The sequence below is a fragment of the Delftia sp. GW456-R20 genome, from assembly GCF_001622915.1.
In the GTDB taxonomy this organism is placed as follows: Bacteria; Pseudomonadota; Gammaproteobacteria; order Burkholderiales; family Burkholderiaceae_C; genus Comamonas; species Comamonas acidovorans.
Window position 1 is genome coordinate 777,938 of record NZ_LWCN01000003.1, and the last position, 15,198, is coordinate 793,135.

Here is a 15,198-nt window from a genome sequence, read left to right on the forward strand (position 1 = left end):
TCCCGCCCATGAGCACCACACCCCAAGCCTCTCCCGATCTGGCGCATCTGCGCGTGCAGATCGACGATATCGACCAGCAACTGCTGGACCTGCTGAACCGACGTGCCCGCGTGGCAGAGCAGGTCGGCGAGGTCAAGAAGCGTGAAGGCACGCCCTTCTTCCGCCCGGACCGCGTGGCCCAGGTCATCCAGAAGATCGAGTCCGCCAATCCCGGCCCGCTCAAGAACGGCCATGTCTCGGCCATCTGGCGCGAGATCATGTCGGCCTGCCTGGCGCTGGAGTCGCCCCAGCGCGTGGCCGTGCTGGGCCCGGCGGGCACGTTCTGCGAGGAAGCCGCCATCCAGTACTTCGGCGGCGCGGCCGATTTGATGTACTGCAACAGCTTCGACGAGGTGTTCCACGCCACGGCCGCAGGCAGCGCGCAGTACGGCGTGGTGGGCGTGGAGAACTCCAACGAAGGCGTAGTCACGCGCTCGCTGGACATGTTCCTGCACACGCCCTGCCACGTGGTGGGCGAGGTCAGCCTGCTGGTGCGCCACAACCTGCTTCGCAGCAGCAACACGACCGAAGGCATCGAGGTCGTGGCAGCCCATCCCCAGGCCCTGGCCCAGTGCCAGGGCTGGCTGGCCAAGCACCTGCCGCATGCCGAGCGCCGCCCGGTGTCCAGCAATGCCGAAGGCGCTCGCCTGGCAGCGCTGCACCCCAACATCGCCGGCCTGGCCAGCGAACGCGCGGCCCAGCAATTCGGCCTGCATGTGGTGGCGCATGCCATCCAGGACGATGCCTACAACCGCACGCGCTTCGCCGTCATCTGCCTGCCGCACACGCTGGCCACGCCCTCGCCCAGCGGCCAGGATTGCACCAGCATCATCATCTCCGTGCCCAACCGCCCAGGTGCCGTGCATGACCTGCTGGTGCCGCTCAAGAGGCACGGCGTGTCGATGACGCGCTTCGAGTCGCGTCCCGCGCGCACCGGCCAGTGGGAGTACTACTTCTACATCGACCTCGAAGGCCACCCGGCACAGCCCAATGTGGCCAGCGCGCTGGAAGAGTTGCGCGGCCTGTGCGCCTTCTACAAGGTGCTGGGCACCTACCCGGTATCCAAGTGATGCAGCCCTTTGAACAACTGGGCCTGATCGGCTGCGGCCTCATGGGCGGCTCGTTCGCCCTGGCGCTCAAGCAGGCAGGGCTGGTCAAGCGCGTCGTGGGCTACAGCAAGTCGCCTTCGACGACCGAACGCGCTCGCCAGATGGGCGTCATCGATGTGGAGGCCCCCTCCGCCCTGCTGGCCGCCGCCGGTGCCGACCTGGTGCTGCTGGCCGTGCCCGTGGCGGCGACCGAGGCCACGCTCAAGTCCATCAAGCACCTGGTCACGCCCGAGATGATGATCATGGACGTGGGCTCCACCAAGGTCGATGTGGTGCATGCCGCCCGCTCGGCCCTGCGCGACCAGCTCGGCTCCTTCGTGCCGGCCCATCCCATTGCAGGCAAGGAAGTCTCGGGCGTCGAGCACTCCGACCCCCAGCTGTACAAGGGCGCACAGGTCATCCTGACGCCCACCGAACGCACGCTGACCGACCACCTGCAAAAGGCCCGCTCCCTTTGGGAACTGCTGGGCTGCCGCGTGCGCGCCATGTCGCCCGAAGCCCACGACAGCGCCTTTGCCACGGTCAGCCACCTGCCGCATCTGCTGGCCTTCGCCATGATGCAAAGCGTGATCACCCAGCCCGACTCCGACGACGTGCTGTCCCTGGCCGGCCCCGGCTTCCGCGACTTCACACGCATTGCCGCAGGCGATCCCAAGATGTGGCGTGATGTGCTGCTGGCCAACAGCGAGCAGGTTCTGGCACAGTCGCGCCAGTTCCAGCAGGCGCTGCAGCAACTCGAATCCCTGATCCAGGCCGGTGACGGACAAGGTCTTGAAGACCGCCTGACCCTGGCCAGCGCCGCGCGCGCCCATTGGCGCATGGGCGCTCCGCGCCGCTGACGCGCAACGCAGGGCAAGCGCCAGACGCAAGCCCGGCGCACCCAAAGCGCTCCTGTGCATTGCGGCCGGCGCGGCCGCAATGCCTCCCGACAGCCTGTTTGCATCCGAATTGCCATGTTCAGTACCGCCTTTCTCGATATCCCCCCTCTTTCCCGCGCGCAGGGCACGGTGAGCCTGCCGGGCTCCAAGAGCATCTCGAACCGCGTGCTGCTGCTCGCGGCACTGAGCCAGGGCACGACCGTGGTCCACGACCTGCTTGACTCGGACGACACGCGCGTCATGCTCCGGGCCCTGCAGCAACTGGGCTGCACGGTGGAGCCCGCCACCATCACCCTTGGCCAGCCCGTGCGCATCACCGGCCTGGGCGGCGTCCTGCCCTCCGGCGCCAGTGCCGAGCTGTTCATGGGCAACGCCGGCACGGCCATGCGGCCGCTGACGGCAGCCCTGTCCGTGCTGGGCGGCGACTTCAAGCTCAGCGGCGTGCCGCGCATGCATGAGCGCCCCATCGGCGATCTGGTCGATGCGCTGCGCCAGCTCGGCTGCCGCATCGACTATCTGGGCAACGAGGGCTTTCCTCCGCTGCACATCCGCCAGCCCGATTTCTCGCAGTTGCCGCACAGCCCCATCCAGGTGCGTGGCGATGTCTCCAGCCAGTTCCTGACCTCGCTGCTGATGGCGCTGCCGCTGCTGGCCAACACGCGCGACATCACCATCGAAGTCGTGGGCGAGCTGATCTCCAAGCCCTACATCCACATCACGCTGGAATTGCTGGCCCGCTTCGGCATTGCCGTGCACAACGAGAACTGGCAGCGCTTCACCATCCCGGCCGGCAGCCGCTACAGCTCGCCGGGCGAGATCCATGTCGAGGCAGACGCCTCGTCGGCCAGCTACTTCATCGCACTGGGCGCCATCGCCTCGGACAGCGCCGAAGGCATCCGCATCCTCGGCGTGGGACTGGACTCCATCCAGGGCGATATCCGCTTTGTCGAGGCCGCGCGCGCCATGGGCGCCGAGGTGGAAGGCGGCCCCAACTGGCTGCGCATCCGCCGTGGCGCATGGCCGCTCAAGGCCATCGACCTGGACTGCAACCACATCCCCGATGCCGCCATGACGCTGGCCGTCATGGCCCTGTATGCCGATGGCACGACCACGCTGCGCAATATCGCAAGCTGGCGTGTCAAGGAAACCGACCGCATCGCGGCCATGACCAAGGAGCTGCGCAAGCTGGGCGCCGATGTCGAGGAGGGTGCGGACTACATCCGCATCACGCCGCCCGCGTCCACCGCCGCATGGCGTGCGGCCAGCATCCACACCTATGACGACCACCGCGTTGCCATGTGCTTCTCGCTGGCGGCCTTCAATCCGGCCGCCCTGCCCGTGCGCATCGAAGACCCCAAGTGCGTTGCCAAGACCTTCCCCGACTACTTCGAGGCCCTGTTCTCGGTCTGCGAGACGGCCCGCGCGCGCATTCCCGTGATCTGCATCGATGGCCCCACGGCCTCGGGCAAGGGCACGATTGCCGCCGAGGTCGCCCAGGCTCTTGGCTACCACCTGCTGGACTCGGGCGCGCTGTACCGGCTCACGGGGCTGGCCGCATCGCGCGCCGGCCTGGTGCTGGACGAACCGCACGCCCAGCAGATCGCCGTGCTGGCGCGCGAACTGCCCGTGCGCTTTGACGCCGAGCAGCGCATCTGGCTGGGTGACGAGGATGTCACCCTCATCCTGCGCAGCGAGGAGTCGGGCATGAACGCCTCGCGCGTCTCGGCCCTGCCTGCCGTGCGCGACGCACTGGTGGACCTGCAGCTGTCCTTCCAGCAGCTTCCGGGGCTGGTTGCCGACGGCCGCGACATGGGTACGGTGATCTTTCCCCATGCTCCCCTCAAGGTCTATTTGTCGGCCTCCGCCGTCTGTCGCGCCGAGCGCCGGCATAAGCAGTTGATTTCCAAAGGAATTGCCGCTAACATAAGCGCCCTTCGGGCTGACCTTGAAGCACGCGATGCGCGGGACATGAACCGCAGCGTCGCACCGCTCAAGCCCGCCCAGGATTCCATGCTGCTTGACAGCTCCGAGCTCTCCATCGAAGAGGTGGCAGAACAGGTGCTTTCGTGGTGGCAGGAACGCCAGCCGTTCGGCCGCGACTGATTGCCAGTTGCGCCGCACGGTCGGCAAACCCGCCCTCCGGGCCCAGACATGGCGGCACCGCCCCATGTACGGCCCGAGGTCCATAGACTCCAACACCGTGGTTGAACCCACAACACCTCCGCAAACAGTCCTAGAAACGCCTGGCAATAGTGCCGGCGGAAACCTGTTTGCGGGCAAGGAAATACATGTCTGAATCTTTTGCCTCCCTGTTTGAAGAATCGCTGCAACGCACGGAAATGCGTCCTGGCGAGGTCATCACCGCTGAAGTCGTGCGCGTTGAGCACAACTTCGTCGTCGTGAACGCTGGCCTGAAGTCGGAAGCCTACGTGCCAATCGACGAATTCAAGAACGACCAGGGAGAAATCGAAGTCCAGGTGGGCGACTTTGTGTCGGTCGCCATCGGCTCGATCGAAAACGGCTACGGCGACACCATCCTGTCGCGCGACACCGCCAAGCGCCTGGCCTCGTGGCTGGCTCTGGAAAAGGCCCTGGAATCGGGCGAATTCGTGACCGGCACGACCTCCGGCAAGGTCAAGGGCGGCCTGACGGTGCTGGTCAACGGCATCCGCGCCTTCCTGCCCGGTTCGCTGATCGACACCCGTCCGATCAAGGACCTGACTCCGTACGAAAACAAGACGATGGAGTTCAAGGTCATCAAGCTGGACCGCAAGCGCAACAACGTGGTGCTGAGCCGCCGCGCCGTGGTCGAAGCCTCGATGGGCGAAGAGCGCGCCAAGCTGATGGAAACGCTGAAGGAAGGCGCCATCGTTCAAGGCGTGGTCAAGAACATCACCGAATACGGTGCGTTCGTGGACCTGGGCGGCATCGACGGCCTGCTGCACATCACCGACATGGCATGGCGCCGCGTGCGTCATCCTTCGGAAGTCGTGCAGGCTGGCCAGGAAATCACCGCCAAGATCCTCAAGTTCGACACCGAGAAGAACCGTGTCTCGCTGGGTCTGAAGCAAATGGGCGACGACCCGTGGATGGGCGTTTCGCGCCGCTACCCCTCGAGCACCCGCCTGTTCGGCAAGGTCACGAACATTGCCGACTACGGCGCGTTCGTCGAGCTGGAACCCGGCATCGAAGGCCTGGTGCACGTCTCCGAAATGGACTGGACCAACAAGAACATTGCTCCGACCAAGCTCGTTACCCTGGGTGACGAAGTCGAAGTCATGGTGCTGGAGATCGACGAAGACAAGCGTCGCATCTCGCTGGGCATGAAGCAGTGCAAGGCCAACCCCTGGCAAGAGTTCGCGCAGAACACCAAGCGCGGCGACCGCGTCAAGGGCCCGATCAAGTCGATCACCGACTTCGGCGTGTTCGTGGGTCTGGCTGCCGGTATCGACGGCCTGGTGCACCTGTCCGACCTGTCCTGGAACGAGCCCGGCGAAGCCGCCGTGCGCAACTACAAGAAGGGCCAGGAAGTCGAAGCCATCGTGCTGGCCGTGGACGTCGAGCGCGAGCGCATCTCCCTGGGCATCAAGCAGCTGGACAGCGATCCCTTCACGACCTTCGTGACCGTGAACGACAAGGGCCAGATCGTGTCGGGCAAGGTCAAGACGGTGGACGCACGTGGTGCTGAAATCGACCTGGGCGAAGACATCATCGGTTACCTGCGTGCTTCGGAAATCGCCGTGGACCGCGTGGAAGATGCCCGCTCGGTGCTGAAGGAAGGCGACGAGATCACCGCCGTGGTGGTCAATGTGGATCGCAAGACCCGCAACATCCAGCTGTCGATCAAGGCCAAGGACCAGGTCGACCAGCAAGAAGCCATGGCTTCCCTGTCCGCTCAGTCGGCCAAGGAAAACGCCGGCACGACCAGCCTGGGCGCCCTGCTGCGCGCCAAGCTGGACAACTCCGACAAGTAATCAGCAGCCAGTCTGCTGACCGCTGAAGGTCGGATGCGACGGGCGCCTCCGGGCGCCCGTCGCCATTTCAACCCCTGATTCCTATCCTTGATGACCCGATCCGATCTCGTCGAAGAACTCGCCGCCCGCTTTGGCCAACTGAGCCAGCGCGATGCCGAGCAGGCCGTCAAGACGATTCTTGACGCCGTCAGCGATGCCCTGGTGCGAGGCCATCGCATCGAAATCCGCGGCTTTGGCAGTTTCTCGGTCAACCATCGCCCGCCCCGCATGGGCCGCAATCCCCGCAGTGGCGAGGCCGTCCACATTCCGTCCAAGCGCGTGCCGCACTTCAAGCCCGGCAAGGCCCTGCGCGAAGCCGTGGACCTGCGCCCCGGTGCGGTCATCGATACAGACAACACAGGCTCCGGCACAGGCACCGGCCCTGCCGCCTGAAAGCGGGCTGACCGGCTGCGCGCGCCGCAGCCGCCCTCTCCGCCAGGCTCTAGAATCGTTCCCGTCACACAAGGGAACACATGAAGTACTTCCTGTGGCTGCTCAAGGCGGCCATTTTTTTTACGCTGTTCGCTTTCGCCCTGAACAACCAGCAGGACGCGACGGTGCACTTCTTCTTCGGCACCTCCTGGACTGCGCCGCTGGTACTGGTGGTGCTGGCCGCCTTTGCACTGGGCCTGATCGTGGGCGTTCTGGGCATGGTGCCGCGCTGGCTCAAGCACCGCAACGCCGCGCGCTCGACCCAGGCCACGGTGCCTGCCGTGGCCGAGGCACCGGCAGCGGCCACAGCGCCCAAGCCCGCCCCATCCCCCATCCTGCCGGGCGACGTGCATGGAATTTGATCTGAGCTGGATATTGCTGGGCCTGCCCGTCGCCTTCGTGCTGGGCTGGCTGGCCTCGCGCTGGGACCTGAGGCAGATTCGCGCCGAAAACCGCCAGGCGCCCAAGGCCTATTTCAAGGGCCTGAACTTCCTGCTCAACGAGCAGCAGGACAAGGCCATCGACGCCTTCATCGAAGCCGTGCAGAACGACCCCGACACTTCGGAGCTGCACTTCGCGCTGGGCAACCTCTTTCGCCGCCGTGGCGAATACAACCGTGCCGTGCGCGTGCACGAACACCTGCTGTCGCGCGGCGACCTCAGCCGCGTGGACCGCGACCGCGCCCAGCACGCGCTGGCCCAGGACTTTCTGAAGGCAGGCCTGCTCGATCGCGCCGAGGACGCGCTGCGCCGCCTGGAAGGCACGGCCTTCGAGGCCGAAGCCCGCCTGGCCCTGCTGGCCATCTACGAACGCTCGCGCGACTGGACACAGGCCGCCGCCATTGCGCGCCGCATGCAGGAAGCCAACCAGGGCGACTTCAGCGGCCGCCTGGCCCACTACCTCTGCGAAGACGCCCAGGCCCTGTTGACCCAGGGCCAGCAGGCCGAGGCACTGCAGCGGCTGCAGCAGGCCATCACCACCGCCCCACAGGCCGCACGCCCGCGCCTGGAGCACGCGCAGCTGCAGCACCGCATGGGGCAATCGGCCCAGGCCCTGCACACGTTGGAAAGCCTGGCCGAGCAGTCCCCGGCTTCGCTGCCGCTGGCGGCTCAGCTGCTGGTGGACATTGCCGCCGCCACGGGCCAGCGCCAGCACATCCACCAACTGCTCAGCCAGCAGTACGAGCAGGCACCCTCGCTGGATCTGCTGCAGGCGCTGGTCGCGCTGGACGCTCAGATTGAAGAACAGAGCAACGATGGTGAAACCAAGGCACCGGGACGCGCACGCCTGGTCCAGCATCTGGACAGGGAGCCCTCCCTGGTGGCTGCCGCGCAGTGGCTGGCAGGCGAGAAGCTGGCCGAGGAGCAGTACCACCCGGCCGTGCAACGCGCGCTGGACCACGCGGCCAAGCCGCTGACCCGCTACCGCTGCGCGGCCTGCGGCTTCGAGGCACGCCAGCATTTCTGGCATTGCCCCGGCTGCCAGAGCTGGGACAGCTATCCGGCCCGGCGCGTCGAGGAGCTGTAATGCGGGGCAGGCGCGAGAGGCAGCTCCACCCCCTGCATCGCGTCACCCCCATTGGCAAACACGGCATGGACGGTGTATTTTCAGAGTATTCCTAGAAACCGCCTTGGCAGGCGCATGGCCATTGACTTTGCACACTTTCGGCCATGCCTGCACGGGCCTGCTGGCCCCCTTCACCGCCTAGCCGCACGCCAAGGCCCTGCATAAGATGCCTCTGGGTCGCAATGTTGCGGCCCTCAACATTTTGGGATCAGGAGGTTTGTATGTTCAGAAAACTGATGGCTGGCTTCATTGCACTGCTGTGGTCCGTGATGGCCCTGGCTGCCGTGGAGGTCAACAAGGCGAATGAAGCCGAACTGACATCCATCAAGGGCATTGGCCCGGCCATGTCGGCACGCATTCTCGAGGAGCGCAAATCCTCCGCCTTCAAGGACTGGCCCGATTTCATTGCACGCGTCAAAGGCGTGGGCGAACCGACCGCCGCCAAGTTCTCGGGTGAAGGCCTGACGGTCAATGGCACCAGCTACAAGGGCCAGGGAGCCAAGCCCGATGCAAAGGACACGGCGGCCAAGGACACCAAGGACACGGCAGCCAAAGGCGCAAAGCCGACCAAGGACCAGGCCTCCAAACCGGCCACGCCAGCCAAGGCCGGCGCGGCCTCCTGAGTACGCCAACTGTCTCTATCCAACCCGCTTCGGCGGGTTTTTCATGCGTACTACCCTCGGGGTATGCGCGGCCATAGCCTGAAACATGCTCAGGTTTTCATAGCGAAGCAAAAAACCTTGCCCGTAAAATGAACCGCCCATGCCCCTGATCACCCTCATCCTCCTACCCTTCATCGGCAGCCTGATTGCCGCAATGCTGCCCGCCAATGCGCGCAATACGGAGTCAACGCTGGCCGGCGTCATTGCTCTGGGCTGCGCCATCCAGACGGCATTGCTGTTCCCCCAGATCGCCGATGGAGAGGTGCTGCGCCAGGAGATCGAGTGGCTACCGGCACTGGGACTGAATCTGGTGATCCGCATGGACGGCTTTGCCTGGATGTTCTGCATGCTGGTGCTGGGCATAGGCTCGCTGGTGGTGCTTTATGCGCGCTACTACATGTCGCCGGCCGATCCCGTGCCGCGTTTTTTCTCGTTTTTTCTGGCCTTCATGGGCGCGATGGCGGGCGTGGTGCTGTCGGGCAACATCATCCAGATTGCCTTCTTCTGGGAGCTGACCAGCCTCTTCTCCTTTCTTCTGATCGGATACTGGCACCACCGCAAGGATGCGCGCCGGGGCGCGCGCATGGCGCTGACGGTGACGGGAACGGGCGGCCTGGCCATGCTGGCCGGCATGCTGGTGCTGGGCCACATCGTGGGCAGCTATGACCTGGACAACGTGCTCATCGCCGGCCAGCAGGTGCGCGACCACCAGTTGTATCTGGTCGCCCTGGTGCTGATCCTGCTGGGCGCGCTGACCAAGAGCGCGCAGTTCCCCTTCCACTTCTGGCTGCCGCACGCCATGGCCGCGCCCACGCCGGTGTCGGCCTACCTGCACTCCGCCACCATGGTCAAGGCCGGCGTCTTCCTGCTGGCGCGCATGTGGCCCGTGCTGGGTGACACCGATGCCTGGTTCTGGCTGGTGGGCGGAGCCGGCGCGGCAACGCTGCTCATCGGTGGCTATCTGGCCATGTTTCAGCACGATCTCAAGGGATTGCTGGCCTATTCGACGATTTCCCACCTGGGCCTGATCACGCTGCTGCTGGGCCTCAACAGCAAGCTGGCCGCCGTGGCTGCGGTGTTCCACATCATGAACCACGCGACCTTCAAGGCCTCGCTGTTCATGGCCGCAGGCATCGTTGACCATGAAAGCGGCACGCGCGACATCCGCCGCCTCTCGGGCCTGCGGCACATGATGCCCATCACGGCGACGCTGGCCTGCGTGGCCAGTGCGGCCATGGCGGGCGTGCCGCTGCTCAACGGCTTCCTGTCCAAGGAAATGTTCTTCGCCGAGACCGTCTACCTGGACGCTGCCCCCTGGGTGCGCACGGCCCTGCCGGTGGCCGCCACGGTGGCGGGCATGTTCAGCGTGGCCTATTCGCTGCGCTTCACCATCGACGTCTTCTTCGGCCCCAAGGCCACCGACCTGCCGCACGAGCCGCACGAGCCGCCGCACTGGATGCGCGTGCCCGTCGAGCTGCTGGTGCTGGCCTGCCTGGTGGTGGGCATGCTGCCGGCATGGGCGGTGGGCAGCTTCCTTGCAGCGGCCGCCACGCCCGTGGTCGGCGGCGATCTGCCCGAGTACAGCCTGGCCATCTGGCACGGCTGGAACATGCCCTTGATCATGAGCCTGGTTGCCCTGATTGGCGGCATCCTGCTGTACATGCTGCTGCGCTGGCAGCGCCAGGCCGGCCACATCGATAACGCACCGCTGGTGGGCACGCTCAGCGGCCAGCGCATCTTCGAGAACCTGCTGGCCCGCCTGTCCCTGCTGGGCCGCTGGTCGCGCCGGCGCCTGTCCACCATGCGCCTGCAGTGGCAGATGCTGTGGCTGGTCTGCACCGCCGTGCTGGCGGGCGTTCTGCCGCTGTGGCTGCAGGGCATCAAGCTGGGCGATCGGGGCATGCTGCCGCTGTCGCCCGCCTTCGTGCTGCTGTGGTCGGTGGGCATTCTCTGCGCCCTGGGCACGGCCTGGAAGGCCAAGTACCACCGGCTGACCGCGCTGATCATGCTGGGCGGCGCCGGCCTGTGCACCTGCCTGACCTTCCTGTGGTTCTCGGCGCCCGATCTGGCGCTGACCCAGCTGGTGGTCGAGGTCGCCACCACGGTGCTGATGCTGCTGGGCCTGCGCTGGATGCCCAAGCGCGACAAGAGCCTGCACATTCCCGTGCTGTCCGCCGAGCTACGAGCCCGCTCGCGCCGCATGCGCGACCTGCTGCTGTCGCTGGTGGCCGGGGGCGGCATGGCCTGGCTGGCCTTCGCCATGATGAGCCGCCCCTTCTATGACGGCGCCTCCACCTTCTTCCTCGAACATGCGCTCAGCGACGGCGGCGGCACCAATGTGGTCAACGTCATGCTGGTGGACTTCCGTGGCTTCGACACCTTCGGCGAAATCGTGGTGCTGGGCATCGTGGCCCTGGTGGTCTATGCCCTGCTGCGGCGCTTCCGCCCGGCGCGCGAGACGCTGGACCTGCCCGAACAGCAGCGCTACGTGCCAGGCGACCTGCAGACCGATCTGTTCAATCCGCGCAATGCCGGCGATACAGCCGTGGGCTACCTGATGGTGCCCGCCGTGCTGGTCCGCCTGCTGCTGCCTTTCGCGGCCCTGGTCTCGGTCTATATCTTCATGCGCGGCCACAACGAACCCGGAGGCGGCTTCGTCGCCGGCCTGGTGTTCTCGGTCGCCTTGCTGATGCAGTACATCATCTCCGGCACGCAGTGGGTCGAGGCCCACTTGCCGATCTTCCCGCGCCGATGGATCGGTGTCGGCCTGCTGTTCGCACTGGGTACCGGCATGGGCTCCATCGTGGCCGGCTATCCCTTCCTCACCAGCCACACCTTCCATATGACCCTGCCAGTCGTCGGCGACGTGCATCTCGCCAGCGCCCTGTTCTTCGACATCGGTGTGTTCTCACTGGTGGTGGGCGCGACCATGCTCATTCTGACGGCCATCGCCCACCAATCGGTGCGCAGCCACCGCTACCACGCCCGCCTGCTGGAGGAGCAGCAACAACAGGCCGAGGAGGCCGAAGCCGCCGTGCAACAGGCCACCGCCGCAGCCCTGGCGCGAGGAGGTTTCTGATGGAAGTCGTGCTTGCCATTGCCATCGGCGTACTGACCGGCTCGGGCGTGTGGCTGCTGCTGCGCCCACGTACCTACCAGGTCATCATGGGGCTGGCCCTGCTGTCGTATGCGGTCAACCTGTTCATCTTCAGCATGGGCCGCCAGGGCCTGGCCATTGACAAGGAGCCCGTGCTGCGGGCCGGCGTGCCGCAGGATCTCGCGCACTATGCCGATCCCATGCCCCAGGCGCTGGTGCTCACGGCCATCGTGATCGGCTTTGCCATGACGGCGCTGTTCCTCGTGGTGCTGCTGGCCTCGCGCGGCACCACGGCCACCGACCATGTGGACGGAGCCCATTCCCGCACCGAGCAGGAGATGCCATGAACGAGCTGACCGCCCGTCTCATGCCGCACCTGATGCTGGCGCCCATCGTGCTGCCCATGCTCTCGGCAGCGCTGATGCTGCTGCTGCGCGAGGAGCGCCAGCGCGTGAAGTTCGCCCTTGGCCTGGTGTCCACCGTGCTGGGCCTGGGCGTGGCCGTGCTGCTGATGCTGTGGACCGACCAGGCCGGCGCACCCGTCAACCTGGGCGTCTACATGCCGGGCAACTGGCCCATGCCCTTCGGCATCTCGCTGGCGCTGGACCGCCTGACCGGCATGATGCTGGTGCTGACCTACACGGTGGCCCTGGCCTCGCTGATCTTCTCCAGCGCCCGCTGGCACCGTGCGGGGATGCACTTTCACTCGCTGTTCCAGTTCCAGCTGATGGGCCTGAGCGGCGCCTTCCTCACGGCGGACCTGTTCAACCTGTTCGTGTTCTTCGAGATCATGCTCGCGGCCTCCTACGGCCTGTTGCTGCATGGCTCGGGCCGGGCGCGCATCCAGGCGGGCCTGCACTACATCGCCATCAACCTGGCCGCCTCGTCGCTGTTCCTCATCGGCGTGTCCATGCTCTACGGCCTGACCGGCACGCTGAACATGGCCGATCTGGCGCGCGCCATTCCCCAGATCAGCAGTGCCGACCGCGGGCTGCTGCATTCGGCAGCGGCCATCCTGGGCATCGCCTTCCTGACCAAGGCGGCCATGTGGCCGCTGAACTTCTGGCTGGTGCCGGCCTACAGCGCGGCCACCGCGCCCGTCGGTGCCGTGTTCGCGCTCATGACCAAGGTGGGCGTCTACGTGGTGCTGCGGCTGTGGACGCTGCTGTTCAGCTCCGAGGCCGGCTCCTCCGCCCTGTTCGGCAGCACCTGGCTGATCGTCGGCGGCATGCTGACCATGGCCTTCGGCGGCCTGGGCATGCTGGGCTCGCAGCGCCTGACGCATATCGCGGGCTTTGCGGCCATCCTGTCGTCGGGCACCCTGCTGGCTGCCACGGGCTTTGGCCAGAACGCACTGACGGCTGGGCTGCTGTACTACCTGCCCAGCTCCACCCTGGCCGTGAGCGCGCTCTTCCTGATTGCCGACGTGGTGGACCGCTGGCGCGTGGATGACGACGCGGGCGAGCCCTATGAAGACGATGAGGCGCCCTTCCTCAACGCCGAACTGCTTCCCACCGAGGGATTCAACCTTGACGAATCCGAAGAGGTGCTGATCGGCCGGGCCATTCCCGCCGCAGCCGCCTTCATCGGCCTGAGCTTCATGCTGGCCACCCTGGTGGTTACCGGCCTGCCCCCGCTGTCGGGCTTCGTGGGCAAGTTCGCCATGCTGTCTGCCCTGCTCAACCCGCTGGGCCTGGGCAACTCCAGCGGCTTCCAGGCCGGCTGGGCCGGCTGGGTGCTGGTGGCGCTGATGATCATCACGGGGCTGCTGGCCCTGCTGTCGCTGGTGCGCGCCGGCATACGCCACTTCTGGGCGACCGAGGAGCAGAACTCCCCCTCGCTGCGCGTGGTCGAAGGCCTGCCCATCGCCTTGCTGCTGGCCTGCTGCGTGGCACTGACGATGCGCGGCGGCGAGCTGATGGGCTACACCCAGCGCGCAGCCGATGCGCTGCTGGCACCCGATGTCTATGTGCGCTCCGTCATGGGCACGCAGCCCGAGCCCAGCCCGGCAGAAAAGAAGGCCCGCCTGGAAGCCGGCCCTGAAGGCGCGGCACGCGCCGCGGCCCAGGCCAGTGGCGCGCCCATACCCGCAGGCATAGGCGATGCAGGCACGACGGCGGGCAAGGAGGATTCCCGATGATGAAAACCCTGCTGCCCGCGCCGCTGCTGTCGGTGGCGCTGTTCCTGCTGTGGCTGCTGCTCAACCGTTCGTTCAGCAGTGGACAGATCCTGCTCGGCGCATTGCTGGGCCTGCTGCTGCCGCTGCTGCTGCGCGGCCTGCGCCCCTTGCCCGTGCGGGTGCGCCATCCGCTGACCATCCTGCGCCTGGCGCTGCGCGTGGTCTGGGACACCTCGGTGTCCAACTTCAACGTCGTGCGCTTCATGCTGTTTCCGGGCATGCGCAAGCACCCGGCCAACTTCGTGCGCATCCCGCTGGAACTGCGCGACCCCAACGGCCTGGCCGTGCTCGCCATGATCGTGTGCATCACGCCCGGCACGGCCTGGGCCGAGATCTCGCGCGACCGCTCGCAGCTCATGCTGCATGTGCTGGAGGTCGATGATCCCGAGGAGATCGTCCAGCACGTCAAGCGTTGCTACGAGCGCCCCCTGATGGAGATTTTCGAATGATGCCCTGGTTCCACTGGACTTTGATGTTCGCGCTGGGCCTGCTGGTCGCGGCCATGGGCTGCGCCGTGCTGCGCCTGCTCAAGGGCCCGCACGCCCAGGACCGCGTGCTGGCGCTGGACTGCATGTACCTCAACGGCATGCTGGCCATGCTGCTCATGGGCATCATCTACGACAGCACAAGCTACTTCGAGGCGGCCTTGCTGGTCGCGCTGTTCGGCTGCGTGGGCTCCACCGCCATGGCCAAGTTCCTGCTGCGCGGCGAGGTGATCGAATGACGCCGGAGACCACACTGCCGCTGTGGTGCCAGATCCTGGTTGCCGCGCTGGCGCTGGGCGGCGCCATCATCGCCTTCCTGGGCTCCATGGGACTGTGGCGGCTGGGCAGCTATTTCGAGCGCGTGCATGCGCCCTCCATCATCGCCACCATGGGCTGCTGGCTGATCATGCATGCCACCTGGATCTACTTTTCCGTCAGCGGCCAGAGCCTGGCCGTGCATGCGCTGCTGATTGCGGTCTTCATTTCCGTGACCGTGCCCATCACCACCATCTTCCTGATGCGCGCAGCCCTGTTCCGCGCGCGCCGTGCGGGCCAGGACGTGCCGCCGCCGCTGAGCACCGTCGTGCGCAACGAACCGGCCGAGCACCCGGACGTCTGAAATCGCTTGCAGCGCCTGAAAATGCCCGCCCATTGCCGGTGGCGGGCCCCAGGCCCAAGCCCTGCCCAACTGCTCAGCATACGAATCTGCCGCCGGCCCCGTCAATGCGCAAAGCAACG

Annotated in this window: 14 protein-coding genes; all 14 read left to right on the forward strand. The window is 66.3% G+C overall.

Annotated features, from left to right (window positions below; genetic code table 11):
• Nucleotides 1-8 precede the first annotated feature (8 nt).
• The 14 genes from pheA (at nucleotide 9) to A4F85_RS04940 (ending at nucleotide 15,079) form a co-directional block, all read left to right on the forward strand.
• Nucleotides 9-1,109: a prephenate dehydratase gene (gene pheA / locus A4F85_RS04875; RefSeq protein WP_013801628.1), complete on the forward strand. Its 1,101-nt coding sequence runs from the start codon at nucleotides 9-11 to the stop codon at nucleotides 1,107-1,109.
• Complete coding sequence (locus A4F85_RS04880) at nucleotides 1,109-1,987, forward strand: prephenate dehydrogenase (protein WP_012206521.1); 879 nt, start codon at nucleotides 1,109-1,111, stop codon at nucleotides 1,985-1,987. The genes pheA and A4F85_RS04880 overlap by 1 nt, the downstream gene beginning before the upstream one ends.
• A 114-nt stretch (nucleotides 1,988-2,101) precedes the next feature.
• On the forward strand, nucleotides 2,102-4,129 hold the full coding sequence (locus A4F85_RS04885) for a bifunctional 3-phosphoshikimate 1-carboxyvinyltransferase/cytidylate kinase (protein WP_063325832.1): 2,028 nt from the start codon (nucleotides 2,102-2,104) through the stop codon (nucleotides 4,127-4,129).
• A 167-nt stretch (nucleotides 4,130-4,296) separates the two neighbouring features.
• A complete protein-coding gene (rpsA, locus tag A4F85_RS04890) occupies nucleotides 4,297-6,000 on the forward strand; it encodes a 30S ribosomal protein S1 (protein WP_288124655.1) in 1,704 nt (567 codons plus the stop codon).
• A 90-nt stretch (nucleotides 6,001-6,090) separates the two neighbouring features.
• Nucleotides 6,091-6,432, forward strand: a complete 342-nt coding sequence (locus tag A4F85_RS04895; RefSeq protein ID WP_063325833.1) for an integration host factor subunit beta — start codon at nucleotides 6,091-6,093, stop codon at nucleotides 6,430-6,432.
• An 80-nt stretch (nucleotides 6,433-6,512) separates the two neighbouring features.
• Complete coding sequence (locus A4F85_RS04900; protein WP_063325834.1) at nucleotides 6,513-6,833, forward strand: LapA family protein; 321 nt, start codon at nucleotides 6,513-6,515, stop codon at nucleotides 6,831-6,833.
• A complete protein-coding gene (lapB, locus tag A4F85_RS04905) occupies nucleotides 6,823-7,998 on the forward strand; it encodes a lipopolysaccharide assembly protein LapB (protein ID WP_034395011.1) in 1,176 nt (391 codons plus the stop codon). Before A4F85_RS04900 ends, lapB begins: the two co-directional genes overlap by 11 nt.
• A gap of 260 nt (nucleotides 7,999-8,258) precedes the next feature.
• On the forward strand, nucleotides 8,259-8,660 hold the full coding sequence (locus tag A4F85_RS04910; protein WP_063325835.1) for a ComEA family DNA-binding protein: 402 nt from the start codon (nucleotides 8,259-8,261) through the stop codon (nucleotides 8,658-8,660).
• A 139-nt stretch (nucleotides 8,661-8,799) separates the two neighbouring features.
• Nucleotides 8,800-11,778, forward strand: coding sequence for a monovalent cation/H+ antiporter subunit A (locus A4F85_RS04915; RefSeq protein ID WP_063325836.1), 2,979 nt, complete (start codon nucleotides 8,800-8,802; stop codon nucleotides 11,776-11,778).
• A complete protein-coding gene (locus A4F85_RS04920; RefSeq protein WP_012206529.1) occupies nucleotides 11,778-12,143 on the forward strand; it encodes a Na+/H+ antiporter subunit C in 366 nt (121 codons plus the stop codon). Before A4F85_RS04915 ends, A4F85_RS04920 begins: the two co-directional genes overlap by 1 nt.
• Entirely contained in the window at nucleotides 12,140-13,936 is a 1,797-nt protein-coding gene (locus A4F85_RS04925; protein ID WP_012206530.1) for a monovalent cation/H+ antiporter subunit D, read from the forward strand. The genes A4F85_RS04920 and A4F85_RS04925 overlap by 4 nt, the downstream gene beginning before the upstream one ends.
• Nucleotides 13,933-14,424, forward strand: a complete 492-nt coding sequence (locus tag A4F85_RS04930) for a Na+/H+ antiporter subunit E (RefSeq protein ID WP_012206531.1) — start codon at nucleotides 13,933-13,935, stop codon at nucleotides 14,422-14,424. Before A4F85_RS04925 ends, A4F85_RS04930 begins: the two co-directional genes overlap by 4 nt.
• Complete coding sequence (locus tag A4F85_RS04935) at nucleotides 14,421-14,699, forward strand: K+/H+ antiporter subunit F (protein WP_012206532.1); 279 nt, start codon at nucleotides 14,421-14,423, stop codon at nucleotides 14,697-14,699. The genes A4F85_RS04930 and A4F85_RS04935 overlap by 4 nt, the downstream gene beginning before the upstream one ends.
• Nucleotides 14,696-15,079, forward strand: coding sequence for a monovalent cation/H(+) antiporter subunit G (locus A4F85_RS04940; protein WP_012206533.1), 384 nt, complete (start codon nucleotides 14,696-14,698; stop codon nucleotides 15,077-15,079). The genes A4F85_RS04935 and A4F85_RS04940 overlap by 4 nt, the downstream gene beginning before the upstream one ends.
• The last annotated feature ends 119 nt before the right edge of the window (nucleotides 15,080-15,198 follow it).

What these genes read in the sequence shown, in the direction of transcription:
- A4F85_RS04885 (WP_063325832.1), top strand. Translation starts at nt 2,102, where the DNA reads ATGTTCAGTACCGCCTTTCTCGATATCCCCCCTCTTTCCCGCGCGCAG.
- A4F85_RS04925 (WP_012206530.1), top strand. Translation starts at nt 12,140, where the DNA reads ATGAACGAGCTGACCGCCCGTCTCATGCCGCACCTGATGCTGGCGCCC.
- A4F85_RS04935 (WP_012206532.1), top strand. Translation starts at nt 14,421, where the DNA reads ATGATGCCCTGGTTCCACTGGACTTTGATGTTCGCGCTGGGCCTGCTG.
- lapB (WP_034395011.1), top strand. Translation starts at nt 6,823, where the DNA reads ATGGAATTTGATCTGAGCTGGATATTGCTGGGCCTGCCCGTCGCCTTC.
- A4F85_RS04910 (WP_063325835.1), top strand. Translation starts at nt 8,259, where the DNA reads ATGTTCAGAAAACTGATGGCTGGCTTCATTGCACTGCTGTGGTCCGTG.
- A4F85_RS04915 (WP_063325836.1), top strand. Translation starts at nt 8,800, where the DNA reads ATGCCCCTGATCACCCTCATCCTCCTACCCTTCATCGGCAGCCTGATT.
- A4F85_RS04880 (WP_012206521.1), top strand. Translation starts at nt 1,109, where the DNA reads ATGCAGCCCTTTGAACAACTGGGCCTGATCGGCTGCGGCCTCATGGGC.
- A4F85_RS04930 (WP_012206531.1), top strand. Translation starts at nt 13,933, where the DNA reads ATGATGAAAACCCTGCTGCCCGCGCCGCTGCTGTCGGTGGCGCTGTTC.
- A4F85_RS04940 (WP_012206533.1), top strand. Translation starts at nt 14,696, where the DNA reads ATGACGCCGGAGACCACACTGCCGCTGTGGTGCCAGATCCTGGTTGCC.
- A4F85_RS04900 (WP_063325834.1), top strand. Translation starts at nt 6,513, where the DNA reads ATGAAGTACTTCCTGTGGCTGCTCAAGGCGGCCATTTTTTTTACGCTG.
- pheA (WP_013801628.1), top strand. Translation starts at nt 9, where the DNA reads ATGAGCACCACACCCCAAGCCTCTCCCGATCTGGCGCATCTGCGCGTG.
- A4F85_RS04895 (WP_063325833.1), top strand. Translation starts at nt 6,091, where the DNA reads ATGACCCGATCCGATCTCGTCGAAGAACTCGCCGCCCGCTTTGGCCAA.
- A4F85_RS04920 (WP_012206529.1), top strand. Translation starts at nt 11,778, where the DNA reads ATGGAAGTCGTGCTTGCCATTGCCATCGGCGTACTGACCGGCTCGGGC.